Raw genomic sequence first — 26,570 nt, forward strand, 5'->3', positions numbered from 1 at the left:
GCTTGAAACTGCAGAGGTATGACGTAATGTGATGCGCCCGGCCACGAGCGGAGCGCTCGCGGCCGGCGTTGCCTTAGGCGTCGTCCATCAGGCGTCGTCCATCAGGCGGACTTTGACTTTTTTGCCCTTCACCTTGCCGGCGCTGAGCTTGCGCAACGCATCGCGCGCGATACTGCGCTCCACCGCCACGTAGGTGGACATTTCCGTCACGTTGATCTTGCCGATCTGCGAGCCGGCGAAACCCGCCTCGCCGGTCAGCGCGCCGAGCACGTCGCCGGGGCGGATCTTTTCCTTGCGCCCGCCGAGAATCTGCAACGTTTCCATGGGCGGCAACAGTCGCTCGTTGCTCGCCGCTGTCAGTTCGGACAGCTTGTGCCACTCGACCTCGCGCTTTTGCGCCTGTTCGAGACTGCCGACGCGGCCCATCTCGTTCATGCTCGCGAGACTCAGCGCCCAGCCTTCCTGATCGGCGCGGCCCGTGCGGCCGATGCGGTGCACGTGCACTTCCGGATCCGGCGTCACGTCGACGTTGATCACCGCTTCGAGCTGCGCGATGTCGAGACCGCGCGCGGCGACATCCGTCGCTACCAGCACCGAGCAACTGCGATTGGCGAACTGGATCAGCACCTGATCGCGTTCACGCTGGTCGAGTTCGCCATGCAGCGCGAGCGCATGAAATCCCTGCGCGCGCAGCACGTCGAGCAGATCGCGGCATTGCTGCTTGGTATTGCAGAACGCCAGCGTGCTCACCGGGCGATAGTGGTTCAGCAGCAGACCGACCGCGTGCAGACGCCCGTCTTCGGTCACTTCATAGAAGCGCTGACGGATCTTGGTGTTGTCATGCCGCTCGGCGAGTTTGACTTCCTTCGGATTACGCAGGAATTGCTGGCTCAGTTTGACAATGCCTTCGGGATACGTCGCCGAGAACAGCAGCGTTTGCCGTTCTTTCGGGCACTGCTTCACGACGGTCGCGATATCGTCGAAGAAACCCATGTCGAGCATGCGGTCCGCTTCGTCGAGCACCAGCGTGTTGAGCGACTGCAGCGGCAGGCTCCCGCGCTCCAGGTGATCCATGATGCGGCCCGGCGTGCCGACCACGATGTGCGCGCCGTGTTCGAGACTCGCCGTTTGCGGACGCATGGGCGTGCCGCCGCACAACGTCAGCACCTTGATGTTTTCTTCGGCGCGCGCAAGGCGCCGGATTTCCTGCGTGACCTGATCGGCGAGTTCGCGCGTCGGGCACAGCACCATGGCCTGCACGGCGAAGTTGCGCGCGTCGAGGCGCGCCAGCAGCGCCAGCGAAAACGCCGCGGTTTTGCCGCTGCCGGTTTTCGCCTGGGCGATCAGATCGTGGCCGGCGAGCGCGATAGGCAGGCTCGCGGCCTGAATCGGCGTCATCTCGACGTAACCGAGCTGGGTCAGGTTGGCGAGCGTCGCGGGCGGCAGCGGTAGCTGGCTAAACGGCGCGCCGGCGGTGGTGGGACTGTTCATAGGTGTGATGGCTCGCAATCGGCTGGAGTCGGCAAGAGGCTGCTGAAGGCAAAAACTATTCGGCCATGGGGCCGGGGGCGGGACGGCCTTCGATCTGCTCGTACAACACCGAGCCGTCGTCCCCGTCGAAACGCTCGACGTAATTGCGCGCGCCGCACATCGGGCAACGGAACAGGAGGCCCTGCCCTTCGTTCTTGATGACGACGTCCGATTGCTCCCACTGGGCTTCGCAGGATTGATTTCTACAGGTAAACACGTTGCTTCTCCAACTGGATTCGATTGTTGATCCGGCAGGCCGCACGAGCGGCCCGGCCGTGAATGGGTCGCGGCCGTCGGGGTGACGACGGCCGAAAGCTATCAACCCAGGTGCGTATGCCGCGCACGCGGCGCGCTCACATCCATTTCGTTGAGCCCGTGCACGATGCCGCAATCTTCCACGGCCTGTTCGCCGTGGCATTGCTCGCGCAAGGTGGTCAATTGCACTTTGAGCTGCTTCAGTTCGTCGATGCGGGTATCGACGTGCGCAATGTGCTCGTCGATCAAGGCATTGATGCCGCCGCAGCCGGTGGCCGGCGCGTCCGTCAGACGCAGCAACGCACGGATTTCGTCGTGCGTCATGTCGAGCGCGCGGCAATTACGGATGAAACGCAGCCGTTCGACGTGCTTTGCCGTGTAACTGCGGTAATTGGCCTCGGTGCGCTCCGCTTCCGGCAACAGGCTCTCTTTCTCGTAGAAACGGATGGTTTCGGTCGTGCAATGGGCGATTTTCGCCAATTCGCCGATTTTCATGGACCCTCCGGATGGCGGCCTTGACCTTGTAGTGGCTTCAAGGTGTTTACTAGACCACAAATCGAACCAGGAAGCCACCATGCCTCAAGCCAACCATGCCGAAACCGACCGCCTTGAACGGGCGAAAGCCTGTACCGACGGGCACGACGGCCATGCTCATGCGCATGAACCGGCTCATGGTCACGGCGCGAAGTGCGACCATGGCCACGGCGACCACGCTCATGACCATGGCAACGGCCATGACCATGACCACGACCACGGCCACCATCGCCACGCTCACAGTCCCGCCGACACACCTTGTTGCGCGACGGCGGGAGCCGCGTCGGCACCGGTCCGGCTGCCGCAACCGGAAGCCGTCGGCAGCGACCTGCGCACCGCCATCCGCATCATGCAGATGGATTGCCCGACCGAGGAAGCGCTGATCCGCAAGAAATTCAGCCGCATGCCGCACGTGCGCAGCATGGACTTCAACCTGATGCAGCGGGTCTTGACGGTGGTCCACGCGCCCGAGGCGCTCGACTCGATCCTCGCCGCGCTCCGTTCGCTCGATTTCACGCCGGAACTGGCGGACGCCGATCCGCACGCGCCGCCCACCGCAGCTCCGCACACGCCGCCCAAGCCGTGGTGGCCGCTGGTGCTCGCCAGTGTGGCCGCGGCCGGCTCAGAGGCCGCAGGCTGGCTCGGCACGCCGGTCTGGGTGTCTGCGGCTCTGGCGATCGTCGCCATCCTCTCCTGCGGCCTCACGACGTACAGGAAGGGCTGGCTTGCAATCCGCAACGGCAACCTGAACATCAACGCGCTGATGAGCATCGCGGTGACCGGCGCGCTGATCCTGCGGCAATGGCCGGAAGCCGCCATGGTGATGGTGCTCTTCACCATCGCCGAACTGATCGAGGCGAAGTCGCTCGACCGCGCCCGCAATGCGATCCAGGGCCTGATGCAACTCACGCCCGACCAGGCCAGCGTGCAACAGCCCGACGGCAGTTGGCGGTCCATCGACCTCAAGGCGATTGCGCCCGGCGCCGTGGTCCGCGTAAAGCCGGGCGAGCGGATCGCGCTCGACGGCGAGATCGTGGCGGGCCGCTCGAGTGTGAATCAGGCGCCGATCACCGGCGAAAGCCTGCCGGTCGACAAGGAGACGGGCGACGCGGTGTTCGCCGGCACGATCAACCAGACCGGCTCGTTCGACTATCGCGTCAGCGTCGCCGCCGGCAATACGACGCTCGCCCGCATCATCCATGCAGTCGAAGAAGCGCAGGCCACCAAGGCGCCGACGCAGCGCTTCGTCGATCAGTTCGCCCGCGTGTATACGCCGATCGTGTTCGCCGTCGCGCTCGCCGTGGCCATCGTGCCGCCGCTTCTCTTCGGCGGATCGTGGCAAGCGTGGATCTACAAGGCGCTGGTGATGCTGGTGATCGCGTGCCCGTGCGCGCTCGTGATCTCGACGCCGGTGACGATCGTCAGCGGTCTCGCCGCGGCCGCCCGCAAAGGCATTCTGATCAAGGGCGGCGCATTTCTCGAACGGGGCCGCAAGCTGACCCGGCTCGCGCTCGACAAAACCGGCACGCTCACCCACGGCAAGCCCGTGCAAACCGAGTTCGAGATACTTGCCGAGGTCGACGCCGTCCGTTGCCGCGCGCTTGCGGCGAGCCTCGCGGGACGCTCGGATCATCCGGTATCCATGGCGCTTGCGGCGGCCGCGAAGGCCGACGGCGTCAGCCATCTGACGGTCGACGCCTTCGAGGCGCTCGCGGGACGCGGCGTGCGCGGCGAGATCGACGGCTTGCCCTACTGGCTCGGCAATCATCGGTTGATCGAAGAACTCGGACGCTGTTCGGCGCCGCTCGAATCACGGCTCGACGGGCTTGAACGCCAGGGCAAGACCGTGGTGATGCTGGCGGACGCCGAACGCGTGCTGGCCCTGTTCGCGGTCGCCGATACGGTGAAGGAGACGAGCCGCGCCGCCATCGCCGAATTGCAGCGCCTCGGCGTGAGCACGGCGATGCTGACCGGCGACAACCCGCACACCGCCGCCGCGATCGCGCAGCAGGTCGGTATCGACGAAGCGCTCGGCAATCAGTTGCCGGAAGACAAGCTCAACGCGGTCGCGCAGTGGTCGAGCGATCACGCGACGGTCGGCATGGTCGGCGACGGCATCAACGACGCGCCCGCGCTGGCACGCGCCGACATCGGCTTCGCGATGGGCGCGATGGGCACCGACACGGCAATCGAAACCGCCGACGTCGCTTTGATGGACGACGACCTGCGCAAAATTCCGGCATTCATTCGCCTGTCGAAGGCGACGCATTCGGTGTTGGTGCAGAACATCACGCTTGCATTGGGCATCAAGAGCGTGTTCCTCGTCTTGACCGTGATCGGCCTCGGCACGATGTGGATGGCCGTTTTCGCCGATGTCGGCGCGAGCCTGCTGGTGGTCGCGAACGGGTTGCGGCTGTTGCGCAAGTGACGGCATAGCCAGTTTTGCAGTTGCGGTGCAGCGCACGGCGCTTGCAGCCGGCCAGGTCAGTGCGCGACCGCGTTCACCGCGCCGGCCGTCTCCCCGTGAGCGCCGATCGCCGCCTTCAACGTATCCGAAGGCCGCATGCCGAAGAGCTTCCGGTAATCGGTCGCAAACTGGCTCAGGTGCCAGAAGCCCCAAGCCGCCGCGACGTCCTGCACCGAGCGCGATTCGCGCGATGCGCTCGACAGATCACGCCGCGCGCCATTCAGGCGAATCGCGCGCAGATACGTGGCGGGCGCCATGCCGAGCACGTCCTGAAAGCAGTATTGCAGCGTGCGCCGGCTGACATGCAACTGCTCGCACAACTCCGGCACGCTCACCGCGCGGTCGCGATTGAACAGCACATAGTCGCGCGCTTCCGACACGATCGACTGCCGACGCGGCCGCGTCGGCATCACAACCTGCTCCGAAGCTGACTCCAAAGCGGGCAACGCACCGACGTCGAACAGCGAAGCCAGCACCGCGGCCTGCAGATTGTTGCGAGCAACCGACGATAGCGGCGTGCCGCGCACGGCGCCATCGTCGAGCAACTGACGCAGCGTGGCGCACAACTGTTCCTTGCGCGCCATGCCGATCGGCACGACTTGCGTATTCGGCACGGGGTCGGCCAGACCGATGCGCTCGACTTGCTCCGCGTAACGGCGCAGCACCTCGCCTTTGACCACCACACCAAAAATCTCGTAACCCGCAGAGGTGAGCAGCTCAAATTCGATTCCGCCCGGACGGAACGCGAGCGCGTCGCCGGCGATCACTTGCGCGTCGATGCGGCCGGAACCGGCAGGGCAAGTCGGAATGCCAAACCAGTAGGCGTCCTTTTGCACTTCGCAGGTTTGCCGCAGCGTGTGGCTGGTCGTTTCGACGAACACCTGCATGTGGTCGAGACACAGCTCCGTCAGGCCGCCGATAAAACACCCCGCCGTCAACTGATCGTAGGTCTGGCTCCAGCCATGAAGATTGCGCGCCTGCTCGTCGGCATCATGGGCGACGCGGGTCTGCACGCAGAAGCTCGGCTGCGGCGTGAGCACCGAAGCGGCCAGGCTATCGCGGAAAGTGTCGATCGTCATACCGGATCTGCGCAAACGGAACATGAGGGTGACAGGGAAAGGCAATTCCCATGCCGAACGACTCCGACGCCTCGCCACTCGAATCGTACCGCCAGCCCACAGGCCCACTGTTCAATGGATGAACAGCACTGCGTGCATTGCTCAAAATTGTGACGCCCCCTTGATAGCGACTGAACAATCTCGTGCGCCATGCCGTGCGCTAGTGCCTGCCGCGTGTGCATGGGTCACCAGCACGGTGCATTGGCACGCTTCTGGCTCTACCCTGAGGCGGCCAAGCGAAATATCGCGCCGAATATAGCCCATTCAAACATGTGAGGAGCACACAGATGAACCATGCAGAGATGCAATTCCTGACCACCGAATTCCCGTTCAAAAAGCAGTACGCGAACTTTATCGGCGGCGAGTGGGTGAAACCCGTGGGCGGCGAGTACTTCGACAATGTGTCGCCGATCACCGGCGAGGCGTTCACGTCGATTCCGCGTTCGCGTGAAGCCGACGTCGAACTCGCACTCGATGCCGCGCATCGTGCGAAAACGGCGTGGGGCAAGACCTCCGCCGCGGATCGCGCGAATATCCTGATCCGCATTGCCGACCGGATGGAAGCGAACCTGCAGCGTCTCGCCGTAGCCGAGACGATCGACAACGGCAAGCCGTTGCGCGAAACCATGGCCGCCGACATTCCGCTCGCCATCGATCACTTTCGCTATTTCGCCGGCGCCGTGCGCGCGCAGGAAGGCTCGCTCTCCGAGATCGACCACGACACGGTCGCTTATCACTTCCATGAACCGCTCGGCGTGGTCGGCCAGATCATTCCGTGGAATTTCCCGATCCTGATGGCGGTGTGGAAACTCGCGCCCGCGCTTGCCGCCGGCAACTGCGTGGTGCTCAAGCCTGCCGAGCAAACGCCCGCTTCGATTCTCGTGCTGGTCGAAATAATTCAGGACCTGCTGCCCGCGGGTGTGCTGAACGTGGTGAACGGCTTCGGTCTTGAAGCCGGCAAGCCGCTCGCCTCCAGCAAGCGCATCGCCAAGATCGCGTTTACCGGTGAGACCACGACCGGGCGGCTGATCATGCAGTACGCGAGCCAGAACATCATTCCCGTCACACTCGAACTCGGCGGCAAAAGCCCGAATATTTTCTTCGCGGACGTGATGAGCGAGGACGACAGCTATTTCGACAAAGCGCTCGAAGGCTTCACGATGTTCGCGCTGAATCAGGGCGAAGTGTGTACCTGTCCGTCGCGCGTGTTGATCGATGAAAAGATCTACGACCGCTTCATGGAGCGTGCGCTCAAGCGTGTCGCCGCGATTACGCAAGGGCATCCGCTCGATACCAAGACGATGATCGGCGCGCAGGCTTCGCAGGAACAGCTGGAAAAAATCCTCTCGTATGTGGACCTCGGCAAACAGGAAGGCGCCGAATGTCTAATTGGCGGCGAACGCAATACGCTTGGCGGTGAGTTGAGCAAAGGCTATTACGTAAAGCCGACCGTCTTCCGCGGCAACAACAAAATGCGCATCTTCCAGGAAGAGATCTTCGGGCCGGTCGTGTCGGTCACGACGTTCAAGACGGAAGAAGAAGCGCTCGAGATTGCCAACGATACGCTCTACGGTCTCGGCGCCGGCGTGTGGACGCGCGACGGCACGCGCGCCTATCGCTTCGGCCGCCAGATCCAGGCGGGCCGCGTGTGGACGAACTGCTACCACGCTTATCCGGCGCATGCGGCGTTCGGCGGCTACAAGCAGTCGGGTATTGGCCGCGAGAATCACAAGATGATGCTCGACCATTATCAACAGACCAAGAATCTGCTGGTCAGCTATAGCGACAAGCCGCTCGGTTTCTTCTAAGCACCGCGCTCCTGTTCGGGCGAGCCGCACTGTGCGGCTCGCTCTCTTTTTTGCAAGGGCATGTGATGGCTGATAAGAAGGAAGTCGCCCGCGTAATCGCAACGCCGGCTGCCGTCGAGTTGATCGACAAGTTGCGCGCCGAGCACGGGGCCGTGCTGTTCCATCAATCCGGCGGATGCTGCGACGGCAGCGCGCCGATGATGTTTCCGCAAAGCGAGTTTATGGTCGGCTCGTCCGACGTGAAACTCGGCACGATTGCGAACGTGCCGTTCTACATGAGCGAATCGCAATTCGAATACTGGCAGCACACACAGTTGATCATCGACGTGGTGCCGGGCAACGGCGGAATGTTTTCGCTGGAGCGGCCGAGCGGCTTACGTTTCCTGACGCGCTCCCGTCTTTTCGAAGACGACGAGAACGCGTGGCTCGAAACGCATCCGGTGCAGCGGGCCGATGCTTGATCCTGTGTGCGATCTGTTATGCGGTGCCAGGGTTTGAATCGTCGCTGATCGAGGGTGCTGCTGGTGCCTCTGCCAGCAGCGCATCGCTGTCGTCTTTCAGGCCGACGCCGGTGAGACCCAGACGCCTTGCGTGCGTCAGCAGATAGTGCAGTTTGTGTGCGGCCAACGGATAGTCGAGTCCTTCAGGGCGCACGTTCGAAATACAGTTGCGCTGCGCGTCGCTGCAGCCGACTTTCGGCGCGTACGTGAGATAGATGCCGAGGCTATTGGGCGAACTCAAACCCGGTCGCTCACCGATCAGCATCACCACCAGCTTGGCATTCAGCAATTCGCCGATCTCATCACCCAGCGCAACGCGCGCCTGACGCGCGACCACGACTGGGCCAATCTTCCAATCCGCGAGACGTGGAACGACCGCTTGCAGCAGCGGAAGAGCTTGCTTCGACGCGGCGAACGCCGAAAGACCGTCGCCGATGACAAAGACCACCTCGGGCGAATCGTCGGCGACAGCCGCCAGCGCTACGCGACTCGCTTCCGATAAACGTCGGCCGAGATCAGGACGCCGTAAATAATGCTCGCGATCGGGCGCGGCGCTATGCACGTCGAGCGTGTTGAAGTTTTGCGCGCGCAGTTGCTCGTGCAACACGTCCGTATCGAGCGGATGATGCACGGCATCACGCGCTTGCGCGTGTGACAGGTTGAACGCCAATAGCGGTGCAGTCGGCAGGCTATTGCCCGCGCGGCCCAGCGCGATACGTGCATTGGTAAACCGCCGCAGCGCGTTCCATGGATTCTTTTCGAGGAAGTCGCTCATGCAATGCCCATCCAGTCGGGCGCGCCTTCCAGCAGCGGTTGTTGTGCCGAAGCACTGAGCAAGGCACCGCGCGAGTCGGTGATCTGCATCGACTCCAGCCATTCTTCGAACTCCGGCGCGCGGCGCAAGCCGAGTACCTCACGCACGTAAAGTGCGTCGTGGAAAGACGTGCTTTGATAATTGAGCATGACGTCGTCAGCGCCTGGAATGCCCATGATGAAGTTGATGCCCGCTACGCCGAGCAGCGTCAGCAGATTGTCCATGTCGTCCTGATCGGCTTCGGCATGGTTCGTGTAGCAGATGTCGCAACCCATCGGCACGCCGAGCAGTTTGCCGCAGAAATGATCTTCGAGACCGGCGCGCGTGATCTGTTTACCGTCGTAGAGATACTCCGGTCCGATAAATCCGACCACAGTGTTCACAAGGAACGGATTGAACTTGCGCGCGACTGCGTAGGCGCGCACTTCGCAAGTTTGCTGATCCACGCCGAAATGCGCATCCGCCGACAACGCGCTGCCCTGGCCCGTTTCGAAGTACATCAGATTGTTGCCGACCGTGCCGCGCTTGAGCGAAAGGCCCGCTTCATACGCTTCCTGCAGCAGCGCGAGAGAAATGCCGAAGCCCGCGTTCGCTTTCTCCGTGCCGGCAATCGACTGAAACACCAGATCGACGGGCGCGCCTTTTTCGATCGCGGCAATCGTATTGGTGACGTGGGTCAGCACGCAAGATTGCGTCGGCACCTGATAGCGCTGGCGGAAGTCGTCGATCATCAGCAGCAGCTTGGTGATCGCGGCGAGATTGTCGCTGGCCGGATTGATGCCGATCATCGCGTCGCCGCAGCCGTACATCAGGCCGTCGAGCATCGAGGCGGCAATGCCTTTGACGTCGTCGGTCGGATGATTCGGTTGCAAGCGCACCGACATGTGGCCCGGCAAGCCGACCGTGTTACGAAAGCGTGTAATCACCGGACGTTTACGCGCTACCGCAATCAGATCCTGATTGCGCATCAGTTTGGACACCGCTGCGACCATCTCCGGCGTGAGACCCGCGGCGATACGTGTGAGCGCGTCGGCATTGGTCGTGCTGCTCAGTAGCCAGTTGCGAAAATCGCCCACCGTGAGATGCGCGATTTCGGCGAATGCCTGCGGCGAGTGATCGTCGATCACGAGGCGCGTGACTTCGTCGCTTTCGTAGGGGATCAACGCTTCGTTGAGGAAGGTGCGCAGCGGCAATTGCGCGAGCGCCATCTTGGCGGCGACGCGTTCTTCCTCGCTCGCCGCCGCCACGCCCGCGAGCTGGTCGCCGGAACGCTGCGGACTGGCTTTCGCCAACAGTGTCTTCAGATCGGCAAAGCGGTAGGTGCGGCTGCCGATCGTCTCGGTGTAGCTCATCTTTACGACTCCATCGCCGCTGCTCGAGCAGCGGCTCGATCCGTCATTCCTCGAGCAACGCGTCCGCCGGCGCGGCTTCGCGTTGATGCCGCGTCAACAGGAAGTAGACGTAGCCCAGCGCGAGAAAGATTGCGAACACGACCGCCACCAGAAAATTGAAGTAGACCATGGTTGCCAGACAAATCACCGCGGCCACCAGCGCGAACGCCGGAAAAACCGGAAACAGCGGCGCGCGGAACGGGCGCTCCATGTTCGGCTCGGTGCGACGCAGCTTGAACAGCGACAACATGCTGATGATATACATCACGATAGCGCCAAATACCGACATCGTCACGATGTTCGCTGTCAGCGTCTGGCCGCCGAACTGGATCAGCTCGTCGCTGTAGATCGCCGCGATGCCCACCACGCCGCCCGCAAGGATCGCACGATGCGGCGTCTTGAAGCGCGGATGCACCTTCGAGAGCCACTCCGGCAGATAGCCCGCCCGTGCCAGCGCGAAGATCTGCCGCGAATAGCCGAGGATGATGCCGTGAAACGACGCGACCAGCCCGAACAGGCCGAGCCACACCAGCATATGCATCCAGCCGCTATGTTCGCCGACGATAAACTTCATCGCCTGCGGCAGCGGATCGTTGATGTTCGACAGCTTGGTCCAGTCGCCAGCCGCGCCGGCAAACACCATCACGCCGACGGCAAGCACCACCAGCGTCAGAATGCCGGCGACGTAGGCAATCGGAATCGAGCGCTTCGGATTCTTGGCTTCTTCGGCCGCCATGGCCACGCCTTCGATCGCAAGGAAGAACCAGATCGCGAACGGAATCGCCGCGAACATGCCGTGAAACGAACCCATGCTGAAGGTGTCGGCACCCGACCAGCCGCCCTTCGCGAAGTTCGACCACTGAAAACCGGGTGACACGACGCCCATGAAAACGAGCAGTTCGAAGATCGCGAGCAGCGTCACGCACAGCTCGAACGCCGCGGCAATCTGCACGCCGACGATATTCAGCGCCATGAAGACGAGATAAGCGCCCATCGCCGCATGTTTCGGCTCGAGACCCGGAAACTGCACGTGCAGATAGGCGCCGATCGCAAGCGCGATGGCCGGTGGCGCGAACACGAATTCGACGAGCGTCGCCGCGCCGGCCAGATAACCGCCGGTCGGACCAAAAGCGTGACGGGCGTACGCGAACGGGCCGCCCGCGTGCGGAATCGAGGTGGTGAGTTCGGTGAAACTGAAAATGAACGTCGTATACATCGCGGCAATGAAAATCGCCGTGATGACGAAGCCGAGCGTGCCGGCGCTTGCCCAGCCATAGCTCCAGCCGAAATACTCGCCGGAAATGACGAGACCGACCGCGATGCCCCACAGCTGCCACGTGCCGAGCGTCTGCTTCAACTCGTGATGCGTGACTTTGCCGACATGCTGATTGTTGGACTCTGATTTCATCGGGTGCTCCCTGACGGTGCCGCCGGCTCGATCCCGCAAGGCTTTGCGGTGCATGGGCGGACAGGTTTCAGCCGATGGTAGTGAGCCATTATTCGAGGTGTTATCGAAATTCGGCAAAGTTTTGCGGCGTGGCGGTGTCAGCGGGCGCTTAACTGCAGCGTATGTTTACCGCTGAGTTCAGGTGAACTTCGCAGGATTTGGTAAACGCGGACGTGATACTTTGGCGCACATCCGTTCGACAGCTCTCACGTTGATCCAGCCATGAATGAATCAGGTAATCGAGCTCGCTATGAATCCCGGCTCGGCCGCGTGCTCGACCATATTTACGATCATCTGGACCAACCGCTCGATATCGATCGTCTGGCGGAAATCGCCTGCCTCTCGCCGTATCACTGGCACCGGATTTATCAGGCGATGTATGGCGAGACGGTCGCCACCACCGTGCGACGTTTACGGCTGCATCGCGCGGCCGGCTATCTGGCGAACGGCTCGATGCCGATTCCGGAGATTGCCGAACGCTCCGGCTACAGCAGTCTGCAATCTTTTTCCCGCACCTTTCGCGCTGTGTTCGGCATGCCGCCGGCACAGTATCGCAAGCAAGGCACACATAGCCGGTTTCGACCGGTGCTATCAGGAGACGATCAAATGACATTGCGTGAAGTGGTGATTCGTCACGTGGAGCCGATGGAGGTTTTGTCGGTGGATCACGTGGGCCCGTATATGCAGATCGGCAAAGCGTTCGATGCGCTGTTCGGTTGGCTGGCGAAACATAATCTGCTCGCGGCGCAGATGCGCATGATCGGTGTTTACTACGACGATCCGGGTGTCGTTGCGGAGAGTGAGTTGCGGTCTAAGGCTGGGGTGTTGTTGCCGCATCCGGTTCTGGCGTCCGTGACGGTGAGTCCGCCGGTTTCCGTGGCGCATGTGAAGGGCGGTGAGTACGCGGTGTTGCGACATCAAGGACCGTATAGCGATATGCGTGCGGCTTATGAGTGGCTGTATGGAACGTGGCTCGTGCAATCCGGGCGAGAAGCCGCCGACGCGCCGGTGTTCGAGGAGTATCTGAATAGCCCGAAGGATACGGCGCCTGCTGATCTCGTTACGGAGATCTGTTTACCGCTGGCTTGAGGGTTTACCTGCCGGCAATGCTCGCTTGTGCAGCGTGCCGCGCGGGTGCCTCTCTGGTTTTTATAGTCTTTGTATATGTATACGTAGTAATAGTTAACAAGCCTCGCGTTCTTCTGTGGATAACCTGAAACTTCGTTTACGGATCAAGGCGATGCGGAATCGATAACCCTGCGGAGCGTGCGCGAACAGGAACACGGAGCCAGGGAAAACTTTTGTGCGAGTTGGTGACATCGCGTTTTTATCAAGGTTTCGCCCACAATGTGTCAGGTGGGTTGTACAAAAGTTGTCCAGAGGAGGGTGTGGATAAGTTGAGGGCACGCGACGTTGCGAAACCTTGGTGCTGGGCTCGCGCTCGGCGTGTTGAGTTTCGACATGGTATCGACGATGCGACCGTCAGATAAACGCCATTCATGTTTCGCGAAAAATCACTTCGTAGTGCCAGTGCGTTGACAAGCTTCGGCCGGCTCGCTTATCGTCGCCACGCGGGACGGCTGGTCAAGCCCGCCTGGATACAGGCCACATCGGTTCCGGGCACTACGGGGCTACCCCGTGGATCGACACTACTCCGCAGTTCGTCGCATGAGCGTCAGTTGCGCGTTGCGCAAGAGCGCTCACGCAGCACAAGACGCGTTGACTGGCCGCCCCGCCTTCCCTCGCTATGTCCTTATCTTCGCTGCAACACGTTACCTACGCGATGGCCGATGCCATGCTGGCGGGCTCGGCTGAGCCTGTGGGAATGGTCGAGCGGATGACACTCGCATTAGGCGAGGCCACCAGCTGGATGAAAGGATTGGCGCGCCATGTGGAGAAGAGATTTGCTGCGAGGTGGGATAACGTCGGGCGCAAGGAATTGTCGACGGTCGTGGCAGGGATGCCCGCCTTCGTATCAGCGTGGCGCAGCGAGCAGCCGCCGACAGTGGTTCGCGTGCTGACGCGGCCGCCTATTCAGCGACCGCCCCTGCCGTGGTTACATGACGTAGCCTTGCCTCAGTTGCCGACGCTCGGCGATCTGGCCGCTTGGCTAGGCATTGAGCAGGACGAATCGCACTGGTTTGCCGATCGTTGGCGCATGCCGGCGCAAAGTGCTGCGACGCCGCTTCATCACTATTCGTATAAGGCGAACGAGAAGCGCGACGGTCGCTGCCGGATCATCGAGATTCCCAAGCCACGGTTGCGGGCTCTACAACGCAAAGTTTTGTCGGGTTTTCTCGACCGGATTCCGCCTCACGAATCGGTGCATGGTTTTCGACGTGACCGGAATATCGTGACCTTTGCCGCGCCGCATGCGGCGAAAGCGGTAGTGACGCGCTTCGATCTGACGGATTTTTTTGCGTCGGTTCATACGGGGCGCGTTTACTCCGTTTTTTGCGCCTCGGGTTACCCGACGGCCGTTGCAAGGACATTGACTGATTGCCGGCCTTTTCTCGCGACTCTGCGACATGAATCGTGTTATTTGGTTGCGCCGTTTTCGAACCGGTGCATCGTAATCCATCTGGCAAAACAGGAGAGCCTGTCAAAGATCATTTAACAGAATTTACCGATATGCCATGCGCATATTCTGATTATAGAAATAAATACCGTTTTACAGTGGTTGATATTGGCTAGCTGGCTGACTAGTCTGAAGTTTTGTAAAATCGCGCTGAGCGCGATGGCTCAATCAGCTAACAAGAAGAGGCGGCGGTATGGGAGCGCAGACCATAATCGGGGCAATAACTGGTGGACTCGTCCAGAGTGACCGCCTCCTGAAACTGGATAGCCAGCTCGGCGATAATATTCTGCTGCCACAGCGGATTGTCGGTTATTCACGGATTGGCCGCCATTTCGAATTTACTGCTGATGTCGTTTCCGCATCTGGAAACATCGCGCTCAAAACCTTAATTGCGCAGCCCGTCACGTTGTGGATCCAGCAGGCTGACAAGTCCTATCTGCCACACCATGGCTACGTGCACACGGCGCGACGTCTCGGATCGGAAAGCGGACTGACAAGTTACCAGATCGGATTCGCATCATGGATGCATTTTCTGCGCTTCCGCAAAGACGCGCGGATCTGGCAGGACAAATCCGCGGACCAGATCCTCACCGATGTCTTCACCATGCATCCCCAGGCGCAAGCGGCATTTCGTTTTGCTCTGAGCAAGCCGCTATCTTCGCGTTCGGTCTGTATGCAATACGAGGACGACTGGAATTTCACCCACCGGATGCTGGAAAGTGAGGGCCTGTTCGGATACTTCGAACAGGCTAGCGACGGCAAGTCGCATACGCTCGTCGTCACCGACAACCTCGACTCATTTCAACCGCTTTCTCCACAAACGATTCAGTTCTATCGGGCGGGCACCAACAGCGAAGCCGATGCTCTCGTGCAGTGGTCTGGCACACGAACGCTGCAAAGCACGACGCTCACGACACGCACTTTCGATTACAAGGTGCCGAGCTCGCCGGACAATCCGAAAGGCACCAGTGTGCCAACCCTCACAACCCAAGGGAATCTGCCGCAGCAAGCAGAGGTCTACGAGTACACCGGCGCCTATACCTACGGCGAACAGGACCGCGGCGATCACCTGTCGAAGGTCAGAATGGAAGAGTGGGAGTCGCGGGCAAAGCGTTTCTTCGCTGCAGGCGGCGTGCGAAGCGCCGATGCCGGTCGTTGGTTCCAACTAGACAATCACCCCGAGCACGGAACGGATAGCGCCCAGAACCGGCAGTTCGCCATCATCGAGAGCGCTTGGTTCGTTGAGAACAATCTGCCGGCATCCACTCAGGCCGCCGATTTCCCGCATAGTTTGAAGAGCGAACTGGCGGCAGCGAAGTCGAACCATGCGCTCCATGACGGATTGGTGGTCGCCCACAGCGACGGCAGCGAGGGTTTCTTCCTCGTCGAAATCGAAGCGCAGCGCAAGGTCGTGCCATATCGCAGCCCGTTTGAACATCACAAACCGTCGATGCACCTACAGTCGGCAATCGTGGTTGGACCGGACGGCGAAGAAGTCTATACAGACTCGTTGAACCGCATCAAGGTGCATTTCCATTGGGACCGGCTCAATGAAGGCGACGAAAGGGCGTCGTGCTGGGTGCGGGTCGCGATGTCCGATACAGGTGGCGGATACGGCGGTGTTCATATCCCGAGAGTCGGCGAAGAGGTTTTGATCGATTGGGCAGGCGGTGATTGCGATAAGCCGCTGGTAACGGGCCGCATCTATAACGGTGCGACGCAACCGCACTGGCATTCCAATGGTCTGCTTTCGGGCTACAAGTCCAAGGAGTATCAAGGCAGCGGCTACAACCAGATGGTGATGGATGATGCGACGGGCCAGAACCGCATGCAACTCTATAGCAGCAGCACGAATGCGCATCTGCATCTGGGATATCTCATCGACCAAAGCGGCAACACGAGAGGCAGCTATCTCGGCAGCGGGTTCGATCTGAAGTCTGACGCATACGGCGCGCTTCGAGCCGATCGAGGGTTGTACGTTTCCACCCATCCCACCACGAGTCAGCCGCTCGACGCACGTGCAGCGAGCGATCAACTGGCCAACTCTGAAAGCGTGATGGATGCGCTCTCTCAGGCTAGCGAGAGCGCCCAAGCAGAAAGTCTGAAGAGCGGCCACGAGGCGCTGAAGACCTTCACCGATGCGACCCAAAATAGCGCCACGGGGGCATCCACGAGCGGCGGGAACACTGCAGGTGGCGGCACAGGCAGCGCGAACACATTCAAGCGGCCCATTGTGCTGATGGCGGCGCCGGCGGGCATCGCATTGTCGACGCAGAAGTCAGCCCATATTACCGTCGACGAGCACATCAATCTGGTCAGTGAGCAAAGCACTCACGTCGCGACGGGCAAGTCGCTCGTCGCGAGCGTGACGGAGAAGCTCAGCCTGTTTGCGCAAAACGCGCGCATGAAGTTCTTTGCGGCGAAAGGGAAAGTCGAAGTTCAGGCACACGCCGACAATATCGAGATGACCGCGCAGAAGACGTTAAAGCTAATCTCTGCGACCGACGCGATTCAGGCCGCTGCAAAACAGGAGATTCTCGTGACATCGAGTGGCGCCTATATCCGCATCAAGGACGGCAACATCGAAATCCACGCGCCGGGGAAAATCGATATCAAGGGTGCGCAACACTCGTTTAGCGGTCCGACGCGGATGGATGTCAACAGCCCAACTTTCAGGGATATGCCCACGCAACGATTGATGGTCAACACCGTCGCATCGCCCTCCGCAACAACTGTCATTCCTGAAGGCATGCCGTACAAGCTCTTTGCGGACGGCGCGCTAGTAAAGCAAGGGGTCATTGACAGCACCGGCCAGCTTCCCATTGATCATCACGTCACCACACAGCAATACAAACTTGAACTGGCGAATGGTGTGATTCATGAAATCCCGGTGCCCGCTGACTATCGGGGCGATGCGATCAATGGAGCGCTGGCGAACCAGGGGTTCCAGTTTCACGAAAGCATGCCGGGGAGCGAATACACCTCGGCAGACCGTGCCGCTCACCGGCAGGTATACAACGATCTGCTCAACCCTTATTCGGACGCATAGGTCATGGCAACACCGAATTCGACCATCACCACACCGATCGCATTGAACAGCACGAAGAGCGCGACGACAACTCTGCCGTGGTTTGTGCAGCGAACCGAATACAATCCGGCGGCCTGTACGTTTAGACCGTTGGTGAATGGGGAAGAAGCATTCGGCGCGGTATATGACGCCATCGCCCTTGCAAAACATTCCGTCGATATCATCTGCTGGGGCTTTCAGCCGTCGATGCTTTTCAAGCGCAACGGTAGTGGTGTACCGATCGGTCAGCTCCTCGTGCAGAAAGGAGAGGAAGGAATCAAGGTGAGACTGCTCTGCTGGCAGGATGACATCCACCTGGCGGAGTGGAGCGAAAACAACATGCCTGGTAACAATGCGGCGACCGCAGTGAAGCCCTATCTCGGAAAATCGATCTATGCTCACATGTCGATGCTGTCACCCGACTACCAAAATAACACCGAACTGGAATTCGATACCGAGTGGTATAGGCGTGCCAACCTGACCAATGTAACTTCGCGTCTACCCATGCCCGGGGCATTAGCCGATGCGGCGGTGCGACGGATTGATCGGAAAGAGGCATTCAAGAATTTCGAATTCGCCACACGAGATTTCAACCCAGCCAATCGAATTGAAATAGCTTGGCGTACTTTTTGGCATGGTGAAGACTCGGCGCGAGATACACGAACCGCTGCGCAAAACAGTGCTTCGATGGGCGCGCTCGAACCCACTCACCACCAGAAAATGGTACTGGTCGATTATGAATATCCCGACCTCGCGCTTGGTTTCGTCATGGGTCATAACATGCTGGATCAGTATTGGGACACTGACGCGCACAGTTTCGCACGGATGCATCCTCGCTTTGGGCGCAGTGGCCCTTCTCCATGGCAGGATATCTCGAGCCGGGTCACCGGCCCTGTGCTGCAATATTTAAATGACAACTTCTGTCAGGCATGGGACGACGCGACGGGCCAAAGTCTGGGCAAATCGCGCAAGCGCGCTGCCACGCAGTTGAGCGCCTATCGAAATACGGCAGGCGACACGGCTTTGATGGCGCAGGTGTTACGTACGCAATCACAGGCGGGAAGTCGTGACATCGAAAAGATGTACCTGCAGGCAGTGAACAATGTCACAAAACACATTTTTATCGAAAACCAGTATTTCAGATGGCCGCCGCTTGCAGAGAAGATCAAGCAGGCGGTCAAACAACAAGCCAGCTGGGGGCGCGATCTCGCCAAGAACCCCATCTATCTTTTCGTCGTCACCAATTCCACCGACGCGGCAGTCGGTACTGGTACAGTCAACACTTACCGTATGCTCCACGCACTCGGCCGTGAGGATACGATCCCGGAAGTGACCCGTCTGGAACGAGCAGATAGTCTGGAGAGCGAGCAAAAAGACGTGGAAGCGCAACTGGAACGGGAACAGCAAGCAGAAAAGAAAGTAGAAATCTCTGGATTTGATTTTTCATCCGCTGCTGGAGCGATGCAATACCTCCAGCAGAACAGAATGAATCAACAGGACCTTTGGCAAAAGCTGACTGACATTAAACAACAGCGCCGTGACGCGGCCGATCGCAGCAAGCAAATTGTCCCCACGGAGATCACGGGACTCAAGGTTCATGTGTGCACCTTAGTTGCACCTGATTCGTTGCCGGGCACTTGGCTCCCGGTTTACGTGCACGCGAAGCTAATGACCGTCGACGATGCTTTCATGACACTCGGCTCCGCGAACATCAACACGCGTAGCATGGAGGCCGATAGCGAGTTGAACATCTGCCACGACAACGGAAAGGTTTCCGCAGATTTGCGTCGGCGATTGTGGAGTCTTCACACTGCTGGCCGCGGCGCGGACGATAACCCCGAAACAGCTTTCGGTGCGTGGCGCGACATCATTACAAACAATACGGAATTGCAAAGTGCAGGCAAAAAGGCACCGTATGCGTCTCTCGTTGGTTTTATGCGAACCTCCAATGTTCGCAGTTACTCGGACTGACCATGTTCAGAAAATGTTTGATTGCTGCACTGTTTTTCAGCCTGTTTGGTTGTACGCATAAGGACGATCCCTTGACCTCTTTGCCCGATATGAGCGCCGTGCGCGCCAATCTTGCGTTTACCTGCACGCACGAGGCTGACCATTTGCCGGTCCTAGATCCTCAGGCAGACGTTCTGTTCCAATACGCCCGCTTTCTGCAGAGCGCTGATGGTCCAAAGAACTTTAACGATATCGTCCGTTACTACCGGATTGCGGCAGCCCATGGTCATTACAAAGCCAACCACAACGCGCAACTCTTGATTTCGCAGGGCCTGGCCGATTCGCCTGATGCCCCAAACGAAACCATATCTCTTGCTACGCAACTGGTTGAACAGGGCATACCGGGCGGCTACTACGATATTGGCCATTACCTCGAAATCGGCTACGGCTTGAAACAAGATTCCGAGGCATCGCTACGCTACTTCCGTAAAGCGGCAGACTTGGGAAACCCCGAAGCGCAAGGGTACGTCGGCGAACTTTTGTCGCCGCACGACAAGGCCCCGGATATAGCTCGACAGATGCGTCAATGTGCAGTCGATCAGGGCTACGGCGCAACTGCGGGTCCGCTGGGTGTCAACCTTAAGAATGATGACCTCCAGTCTGATGCCGTGAAGGTTTTCCAGAAAGGTGTGGAGAGCGGCGATGCGCAGTCAGCATCGTTTTTGGGGAACGGATTCAAAGGACCGCCGCCATCAGACCGCCTGTATTTTCTCGGCTTGCCAAACGATCCAGAGCGCACACGCCGCTACGAGCTGATCGGCAAATTCATCAACGGCAATGATGGCAAGAACCCCAAGATCCCAGACATCGACAAGATCGTCCCGCTGCCGCCAGCCAAACTGCCGCAGTGGGATGGCACATTCCAGTGGGAGAAAGAGCGGGCGGCGGCCGTATCGCCGCAGAAGCCGTCAGATGAACTCATCGACAAGCTGAGCAAGGAGAAGAGTCTCGATCCGGCTACGGGACTGCCGCTGGCCGGAGCCTCGAGTAGGACATCGCAGAATGGGCGGCCGGTAACTGTCGCGACAAAGGTGCCACTTGGTACTGTCGCGCGCACAGGTGAGCAATGTCCGGAAGGCGGCGTATGGTGCGCGAAACTCGAAGCGGGTCAGACTGGCGACGCACAGAGGCGCTTCCTGAAGGGAGACACGCTACCCTCGGTTGTCGTGCATGAGCCGCGAAAGGTTGTATTGCTAGACCGCTGGATCGGAGCCCGACAGCATACCGCGCAGGTTGAATGGCAATTGATCGCCTACAGCGACCAGGCCTGACCGGCAAAGAACAGACCGAGCACGAAGCGATTTCTGATTCTAACCAGTGACAACGCTACTTCGAACGGGACTGTCATCGCTTGATCAACCGCATTCGAATTGCCGGGGCGTCAAATTGGGCCCGGCGACGATGTCTCATGCTCAGGCTGCCATTCGACCTGGAAAATCCCGTGCGACAGGCCGCGCCTAGCGATGACTGGACTGGACGATTGACGGGTAGCACTGGGCGACGATCTCTGCATCTGTCAGTGCAATCCGCCACCGAGACTGGTCGACTCTCAGGGTTCGACTTCTATCGAAGTCTGACTTTGAAGATTTGCAGATCGTTTTCTACCTTCAGTTTCCATGACGCTCGGCAAAAGCCCTTGGTCCCAAGATATGCATGCGGCATCGCCTTGCGTAGAATGCCCCGTTTTCCTAATCGGCTATCAACACCGGCTTGTGATGTTCCCTCTCCAGTTTTCTAGGTAGGCTGACCATCACGAGATAGACGCGGACAAGCAGGCCGGCAAACCAGAGCGACACTGGCATGCCCAACACCGCCAAAGCGAACAACACACCGTTCGCCCCGAAATTTGACGACAGTAGCCGACCCAGTATCAGATAGAACGGCGCGATACCGAGAACGATATAGGAATAGATTTTTGGAAAAGGCGAGCGCTCTTTATTGAGCCGCTCGAACAGTGCCATTCCCGCTTGCGTTCGATAACGAAAGTCGGATGCGTTTTCTTCGAAGGCCCGTTTTACGAAGGAGGTGTTTGTGATCGTATGCAACACCGTTTGCCTTGACATGCCAGCCCAGTACAGCGTTAGTCCAATTCCACCAAGCAGCCCCGGCCAACGCAGAAGGGGCGCCATCGGTGCAAACACGAAATAGTAGAAATAGGCGAATATGCCAAAGAAGAAGTACATAGCGAATGTCGCAATCGATAGTATCAAGCCGCATACCCACAGCAGATTCGAACGGCGGTACATCGTCGAGGCAGTAAGCGGTACAAAGAGGCAAACCAGCGTAACCAGTAGTCCGATTTTCCATGGCCATCCGGATACTGCAAGATCATCTGCATATGCCGCGTACGACACGCCGGCGCCCAGTATGGGAAATATGAAGTTCGCCGGCGTGGCTTTCTTCGTCATCTCCCAAACTGCGTCTTTTGGTTCGGTCTCGGGTTTCGTCATCGATTGCGATCGTGGCATCTCGGTTCGCTTTCCAGTGGATGCCGTCTCACGGCACATACATCATGGGGTACTGATCATAGTCTTTGGACATCGACTTTTCCAGATATTCGGCCGCGTGCTTCATCGATCCCCGATCGATCGAAACCATGACATTGCGTATTTCGGCTTCGCCGAAACGTCCGTTCGACATCCCCGAAATACGCAATGACGTCACATGCTCGGTGTGTGTCCGGGCGCTAACATGTCCGTTCCAAGTAGCGATGACATGACTTTGGGAAATAGGGCGATAGGTGACGGCATCTCGGGATCGTTGCCGGGATGCGAGGTAAGGTTTTCGGTCAGATCGTCGGACCACTCTCTGTCCTTGGCGAGCAGAAGCACAAGCAGTTTCCGCTGCCCGTCCCGGGTCGCGTTGACCGGCGTATTCGAGTCGGTCACTTCTTTGATGCGCGCGAGTGCTTCGGCGCCGCCGATGGCATCGCCTGCAATACCTCGGGACACACCTTGAAGCGCGATTGTTGAAGGCTGGTAGGCTCCGATGCTATAGCACCACGTCGTACCGGTTGCCGGCAAGGTTCTCGACGGTGCTGTCATCACTTCGCGTCGGTGGCGTTTGATTGTGCGCGGCCCAGGGCTAGGTACTCTGTAGTGCAGCGCACGAGTAGCATGACCTGTCGCGACGAAATACGATCCGCAAACAAGTCCAGGCATTGGCCGCTGTCTTCCTTGACGCACTCATCCTCTTTGAAATGGACATGCGCGATCGCGTGATGATCAGGTATACGCAATCGACAGCAGGACCATCATCGACCGCGGATCGGCGCGAACCGATATTGTCCCCCAACTAAATCCAAACGCATCGACACCGAGTGAAGTGACAGCAGGTGCGGTCTGCCCTTTTGACGCGATTAGTGTGGACAGAGTTTTTTTCTCCCGAATGAGGTCGTCTTCAGTGGCCGACCAGTCTTGCCTCAGGATGCTTCCATCATTCCAAAGGCAGTCAATCGCGACAAACCTGCCCTCGTGAAATCGTGCCGACACCGCAAACGAGTACCCCCAGATCATAATCTTGTTGACGCTTAACGTTTCCCAGTCGCTCTGGGAGTCCAGCGTTGTCCAACCTGCTGCAATCAAGTCCGCTCGAGTCGTGCGGCATGGCGCGAGTTTCGCCCCTGTGTCAACAGTCAATTCTCCTGTCCAAAAATCAAAGGCGCCGGACATCATTGTTGGGCCCTCCCTAGTTTGGACACGCTGGGACTCGAGACGACCGCGAGGACATAAACCTTGCAGAAGGAATGGCGCATTTTCTAAAGGTTGCAGAAAGCCGGGGCGATCGGGAGGCCGCGATTTGATCGGGCCACCGTGTGTAAGTAAATCAACCTGCGAAGTCTGTCACGATATCCGAGTGGACGATGCTTTGAAAAACGTGACCCTAGAACTATGCGATTGCTGCGCAGGCGACGGTCAAAATTTCTTAATAGAATCGGACCGGAGGATAAGCTTCCAGCCCTCACTAGGTGGCTTCTTCGCCGCAACACTTTAAAACACAGCGTCCGCACTGATCTCGACAGATTTGCCGGAGACTTTTTCCAATGATAGCGGTAATTGGATCATTGTGACAAAGACTCGAACCGTGAGGCCAATGAGCCAAAGTGATGCAGGAAACGTGATAGCCGCGATGAAAAATAAGACCCCTTGCGAGCCGAAATAGGTGGACAGCAGCCGATTGAGCACCAGAAAGAAAGGTGCCACTCCCATGACGATCCACGTGTGCCAGGCAGGGAACGGATTCTTTTCCTCGTACAACTTATTGAGAATTTCAAAGAACCGGTCGTCGCACTGAATCGACGCGCCTGAGGCGCTAAACGCTTTTTCGACGAACGTTGATTTCTGAATGAAGGTCCTCAGCGCACGATACGCAAATCCAAGCCAATAGAGCGTAAGGATACCGCCTACCAACAAGCCGATCGTTCTGGCTGGTGTGGAGATGGGCGCGAAAATGAAATAGAAGTAGTAGAACGTAATACCGACCAACGTATAGGCCGATAGTAGATTGCACAATCGCACCCAACCGTAAACGACAAATCGTCTTGTGTTTCGAAAGACCAATAGAGCAACGAGTGGCGAGAAAATGCAAAGCACCGCCAGTGCGACGTTGATCTGTCCTGGCAAACTCGAAACCTCAAAGTCGTAGCGATACGCCGCGAACGCCAGAACGATCGAGAATCCGTGCAGCAGCACGGTGGCGCCGAGGCCGCGAAAGATCGTGGAACGCAGTTGGCTTCTGGTGTCTCTATCCTCTGCAACATGCGTCACGGCATTCCTCCAAACATTGGCGAGTACGGATTATAGTCAGTCGGCATGTTCTTTTCGTACAACGCCGCCGCCTCGCGGAGCTTGGATGCGACCCAATCCGTAAAATGCACCTTCTTGTCGATCAGGTTGACGACGTAGCCAACGCCAACGGCGACACCGATCGCAATGGCTACAGTCGCGACAACTGGGAAGGTGGCGAGACCCGCAGCAATGCTGGCGGTCGCCAGACCACCCACTATCAATGAAGTCAACGCAGCGGTCAGGCCGGCGACGGCGAGATCAATTCCTATCTTTGCGAACAGATCGAACCAGTCCTTCTTGCGATGCCCCGCATTGTCGACCTGCTTGTAATCGTTGTACCACTCAGCAAAATCGAGTCCGATGGTGAGCACAATCGTGATGACACCAGCCTTGGTCGTCACCGCGCCTTTAGCGCTCTTCCATGCCGACTGCGCCATCGACTCGGCCGAGCCCGCCCCGCCTGTTATCGCGAATATCTTTGAGTTCTTGACCGAGTATTTCGCCGCGGTGATTTCCTCACGGGATTTAAGACTGCCTTTGAAGACGATGTACCACTTGGGTCCGGCTCGTCTGTGGACAATCCTCAATAGCCTGAAGTTGGACTTCCATAGCTCGGACACCCACGGGAAATTGTCGCCGAAGTATCCAGCCGTGCCAATGAATTGGCCTATGATCCAGTTGCGCGTCGCAACTTTCTGAGTATCAATGGCCGTTTCGTCAGCGCCGCCTGTTTCGAGCAACTTGACCAGGTCTGAAGGAATGGTGGTGACGTCCACTTCAAAGACATGCCCGATCTGTTCAGGTGCCGGATGAGTGGCAGGCGGCAACTTCACCGGCAGAAGCCGTTTGCAGCTGAATGGATCATCGAGGAACGCCGTCGTGCTCGGGTAAGGCGTCAAACCTGTCTGCCAGCTCGGCTCCATAAAATGACTGGCCAACCCAGGCTGAGTGACGAACGGCTTCCCGCCGGGAGCAAACAGCGCGAGCTGTGGAGACGCGCTGATCCCTGTCTGCGCTCCGTAGGTCAAGATAATTGGTTCGGGTTTTGTTTTTGGGTCTTCCCCGTGGTTATCCGTGTTGAGAAGCAACATTGAGTAGCGTTGCAGCTCAATCGTGCCGACCTTCAACAGAAGAAAACCCTTGAAGTCACGACCTATCCAAACGTGGAGACGCTCGCCGTCCTGGAACGTCGCGCTCTTTACGCGCTGTTTTTTTCGCGTGTCGTAGAACCAGTCATCGGTCGCTTCGACGGTGTAGCTTTTCCCTTTGAGAAGGTGCACGTCGAATATCACGTCGCGGTGCTTGCGAAGCAGAACGGTGATATCGCTTTCGGCCCAGCACTCGACCGGTTCACCCGGCAAATCGATGCACACGGTATGTTGGATCAGGGGACGATTGCCCATGGCTATTCTCCGCTTCGCTTGACCTGGTCGGCCACGAACCTGCCGAAATCGATTCCGTTCAACTCGCCTTTTCCTTCTCCATCCAGGACAACGTTGTGCACCACCCCGTCCTCGGACGCGAGCTTGATCGGCTCGCCTTCCGGCACGTTGCCCTCCGCGTCCATGTAACGGATCCGCATGTCTGCTTTCTTTCCCTCGGAGTTGTAGGTTCGATCTAGACTCGTCGGGCCACTGAAAGCATGCTGAGCTCCCTTGATATCGATTTTTCCGGGGGCATGAATCTCGATGTTGCCGCCGGAAATGCGCACGTACGCGCCCCCCGCCGTGAGCAGAATTTCCTGCTTCGCAGCCGCATCGATCCTCTCCGTCGCGGAGAGCAACTTCAGCGTCTTCTGGGCGGTGATTTCAAGGTTATCGCCTTGCGCCTGGATTTCGACTTTTCCTTTCGCCGCGAAAAGCTTCATACCGGCATTCTGTGCGAAAAGGCTGATCTTTTCGGCAACACTCACGAGCAGCGACTTGCCTGTCGCAATGTGCGTGCTCTGGCCGCTGATGATGTTGACATGCTCAGTCGCAGCGACGTGTGCTGACCGTTGTGTCGACATCCCGATGCCCGATGGCGTTGCGAACAGCATGATCGGCTCCTTGAAGCCGTTGGCGTTGCCAGTGCCTCCGCCTGCGGTATTGCCGCCGCTACCTGTTGCGCCCGCTACGCTGCTCTGTGTCGCATCGGTAAAGGTTTTAAGCGAGTCGTGACCGTCTTTCAGGCTTTCTGCCTGATGGGTTTCGCTCGCCTGCGACAGCGCTTCGATCACGCTTTCGGAATTGACAAGTTGGCTATTTGCTTCGCGTACGTCGAGA

General features: G+C 58.9%; 21 protein-coding genes. 8 read left to right on the plus strand and 13 right to left on the minus strand.

All coding sequences use genetic code 11. The features are described 5' to 3' along the window. Nucleotides 1–87 precede the first annotated feature (87 nt). The 3 genes from dbpA to cadR all read right to left on the minus strand — a co-directional run bounded on the left by dbpA (nt 88) and on the right by cadR (nt 2,280). Nucleotides 88–1,491: an ATP-dependent RNA helicase DbpA gene (gene dbpA / locus P0D68_RS17890; RefSeq protein ID WP_091797362.1), complete on the minus strand. Its 1,404-nt coding sequence runs from the start codon at nt 1,489–1,491 to the stop codon at nt 88–90. 55 nt (nt 1,492–1,546) lie between these two features. Then, the gene (locus P0D68_RS17895) at nt 1,547–1,747 is read right to left on the minus strand and encodes a hypothetical protein (RefSeq protein ID WP_091797365.1); all 201 of its coding nucleotides are present in this window, start codon (nt 1,745–1,747) and stop codon (nt 1,547–1,549) included. Nucleotides 1,748–1,848: 101 nt separating this feature from the next. Next, on the minus strand, nt 1,849–2,280 hold the full coding sequence (gene cadR / locus P0D68_RS17900) for a Cd(II)/Pb(II)-responsive transcriptional regulator (RefSeq protein WP_091797368.1): 432 nt from the start codon (nt 2,278–2,280) through the stop codon (nt 1,849–1,851). A gap of 79 nt (nt 2,281–2,359) precedes the next feature. Between cadR and P0D68_RS17905 the strand changes: the two genes are divergently transcribed. Then, a complete protein-coding gene (locus tag P0D68_RS17905) occupies nt 2,360–4,747 on the plus strand; it encodes a heavy metal translocating P-type ATPase (RefSeq protein WP_408298343.1) in 2,388 nt (795 codons plus the stop codon). A gap of 56 nt (nt 4,748–4,803) precedes the next feature. Here P0D68_RS17905 and P0D68_RS17910 read toward each other — a convergent pair whose 3' ends face one another. Further along, entirely contained in the window at nt 4,804–5,865 is a 1,062-nt protein-coding gene (locus P0D68_RS17910) for a helix-turn-helix domain-containing protein (protein ID WP_408298341.1), read from the minus strand. Between the two features lie 326 nt (nt 5,866–6,191). On the opposite strand from P0D68_RS17910, the gene adh reads away from it, so the two are divergent. Then, nucleotides 6,192–7,712: an aldehyde dehydrogenase gene (gene adh / locus P0D68_RS17915; RefSeq protein WP_408298339.1), complete on the plus strand. Its 1,521-nt coding sequence runs from the start codon at nt 6,192–6,194 to the stop codon at nt 7,710–7,712. A gap of 65 nt (nt 7,713–7,777) precedes the next feature. After that, nucleotides 7,778–8,173: a DUF779 domain-containing protein gene (locus tag P0D68_RS17920; RefSeq protein WP_091797383.1), complete on the plus strand. Its 396-nt coding sequence runs from the start codon at nt 7,778–7,780 to the stop codon at nt 8,171–8,173. Nucleotides 8,174–8,189: 16 nt separating this feature from the next. Here P0D68_RS17920 and eutC read toward each other — a convergent pair whose 3' ends face one another. Genes eutC through eat form a run of 3 tightly spaced genes read right to left on the minus strand, consistent with a single transcriptional unit; the run spans nt 8,190 to nt 11,825 of the window. Further along, a complete protein-coding gene (eutC, locus tag P0D68_RS17925; protein ID WP_408468733.1) occupies nt 8,190–8,987 on the minus strand; it encodes an ethanolamine ammonia-lyase subunit EutC in 798 nt (265 codons plus the stop codon). Continuing rightward, entirely contained in the window at nt 8,984–10,378 is a 1,395-nt protein-coding gene (locus P0D68_RS17930) for an ethanolamine ammonia-lyase subunit EutB (RefSeq protein WP_408298335.1), read from the minus strand. Before P0D68_RS17930 ends, eutC begins: the two co-directional genes overlap by 4 nt. Before the next feature lie 43 nt (nt 10,379–10,421). After that, the gene (eat, locus tag P0D68_RS17935; protein ID WP_408298333.1) at nt 10,422–11,825 is read right to left on the minus strand and encodes an ethanolamine permease; all 1,404 of its coding nucleotides are present in this window, start codon (nt 11,823–11,825) and stop codon (nt 10,422–10,424) included. A gap of 261 nt (nt 11,826–12,086) precedes the next feature. On the opposite strand from eat, the gene P0D68_RS17940 reads away from it, so the two are divergent. The 5 genes from P0D68_RS17940 to P0D68_RS17960 all read left to right on the plus strand — a co-directional run bounded on the left by P0D68_RS17940 (nt 12,087) and on the right by P0D68_RS17960 (nt 20,790). Further along, the gene (locus P0D68_RS17940) at nt 12,087–12,953 is read left to right on the plus strand and encodes an AraC family transcriptional regulator (protein ID WP_408298331.1); all 867 of its coding nucleotides are present in this window, start codon (nt 12,087–12,089) and stop codon (nt 12,951–12,953) included. Nucleotides 12,954–13,647: 694 nt separating this feature from the next. After that, nucleotides 13,648–14,481: an RNA-dependent RNA polymerase family protein gene (locus tag P0D68_RS17945; RefSeq protein ID WP_408298329.1), complete on the plus strand. Its 834-nt coding sequence runs from the start codon at nt 13,648–13,650 to the stop codon at nt 14,479–14,481. Between the two features lie 154 nt (nt 14,482–14,635). After that, a complete protein-coding gene (locus P0D68_RS17950) occupies nt 14,636–17,491 on the plus strand; it encodes a type VI secretion system Vgr family protein (protein ID WP_408298327.1) in 2,856 nt (951 codons plus the stop codon). Nucleotides 17,492–17,494: 3 nt separating this feature from the next. After that, complete coding sequence (locus P0D68_RS17955) at nt 17,495–19,480, plus strand: phospholipase D-like domain-containing protein (RefSeq protein ID WP_408298325.1); 1,986 nt, start codon at nt 17,495–17,497, stop codon at nt 19,478–19,480. A gap of 2 nt (nt 19,481–19,482) precedes the next feature. After that, entirely contained in the window at nt 19,483–20,790 is a 1,308-nt protein-coding gene (locus P0D68_RS17960) for an SEL1-like repeat protein (RefSeq protein WP_408298323.1), read from the plus strand. Between the two features lie 417 nt (nt 20,791–21,207). Here the strand turns inward: P0D68_RS17960 and P0D68_RS17965 are convergent, their stop codons facing one another. The 6 genes from P0D68_RS17965 to P0D68_RS17990 form a co-directional block, all read right to left on the minus strand. Beyond that, nucleotides 21,208–21,969 (minus strand): hypothetical protein, encoded by a 762-nt coding sequence (locus P0D68_RS17965; protein WP_408298322.1) that lies wholly within the window; start codon nt 21,967–21,969, stop codon nt 21,208–21,210. 210 nt (nt 21,970–22,179) lie between these two features. Then, on the minus strand, nt 22,180–22,563 hold the full coding sequence (locus P0D68_RS17970; protein ID WP_408298320.1) for a hypothetical protein: 384 nt from the start codon (nt 22,561–22,563) through the stop codon (nt 22,180–22,182). 180 nt (nt 22,564–22,743) lie between these two features. Further along, nucleotides 22,744–23,193 carry a hypothetical protein gene (locus P0D68_RS17975; protein WP_408298318.1) on the minus strand — a complete coding sequence of 150 codons (450 nt, stop codon included), beginning with the start codon at nt 23,191–23,193 and terminating at the stop codon, nt 22,744–22,746. Nucleotides 23,194–23,508: 315 nt separating this feature from the next. Beyond that, complete coding sequence (locus tag P0D68_RS17980; protein WP_408298316.1) at nt 23,509–24,285, minus strand: hypothetical protein; 777 nt, start codon at nt 24,283–24,285, stop codon at nt 23,509–23,511. Next, nucleotides 24,282–25,709 carry a hypothetical protein gene (locus tag P0D68_RS17985; RefSeq protein ID WP_408298314.1) on the minus strand — a complete coding sequence of 476 codons (1,428 nt, stop codon included), beginning with the start codon at nt 25,707–25,709 and terminating at the stop codon, nt 24,282–24,284. The genes P0D68_RS17980 and P0D68_RS17985 overlap by 4 nt, the downstream gene beginning before the upstream one ends. Before the next feature lie 2 nt (nt 25,710–25,711). Continuing rightward, nucleotides 25,712–26,570, minus strand: an 859-nt coding sequence (locus tag P0D68_RS17990; RefSeq protein ID WP_408298312.1) for a DUF2345 domain-containing protein, incomplete at its 5' end; no start/stop codon positions are given.

It is taken from the genome of Paraburkholderia sp. RL17-380-BIE-A, from assembly GCF_046028085.1.
Taxonomy (GTDB): domain Bacteria; phylum Pseudomonadota; class Gammaproteobacteria; order Burkholderiales; family Burkholderiaceae; genus Paraburkholderia.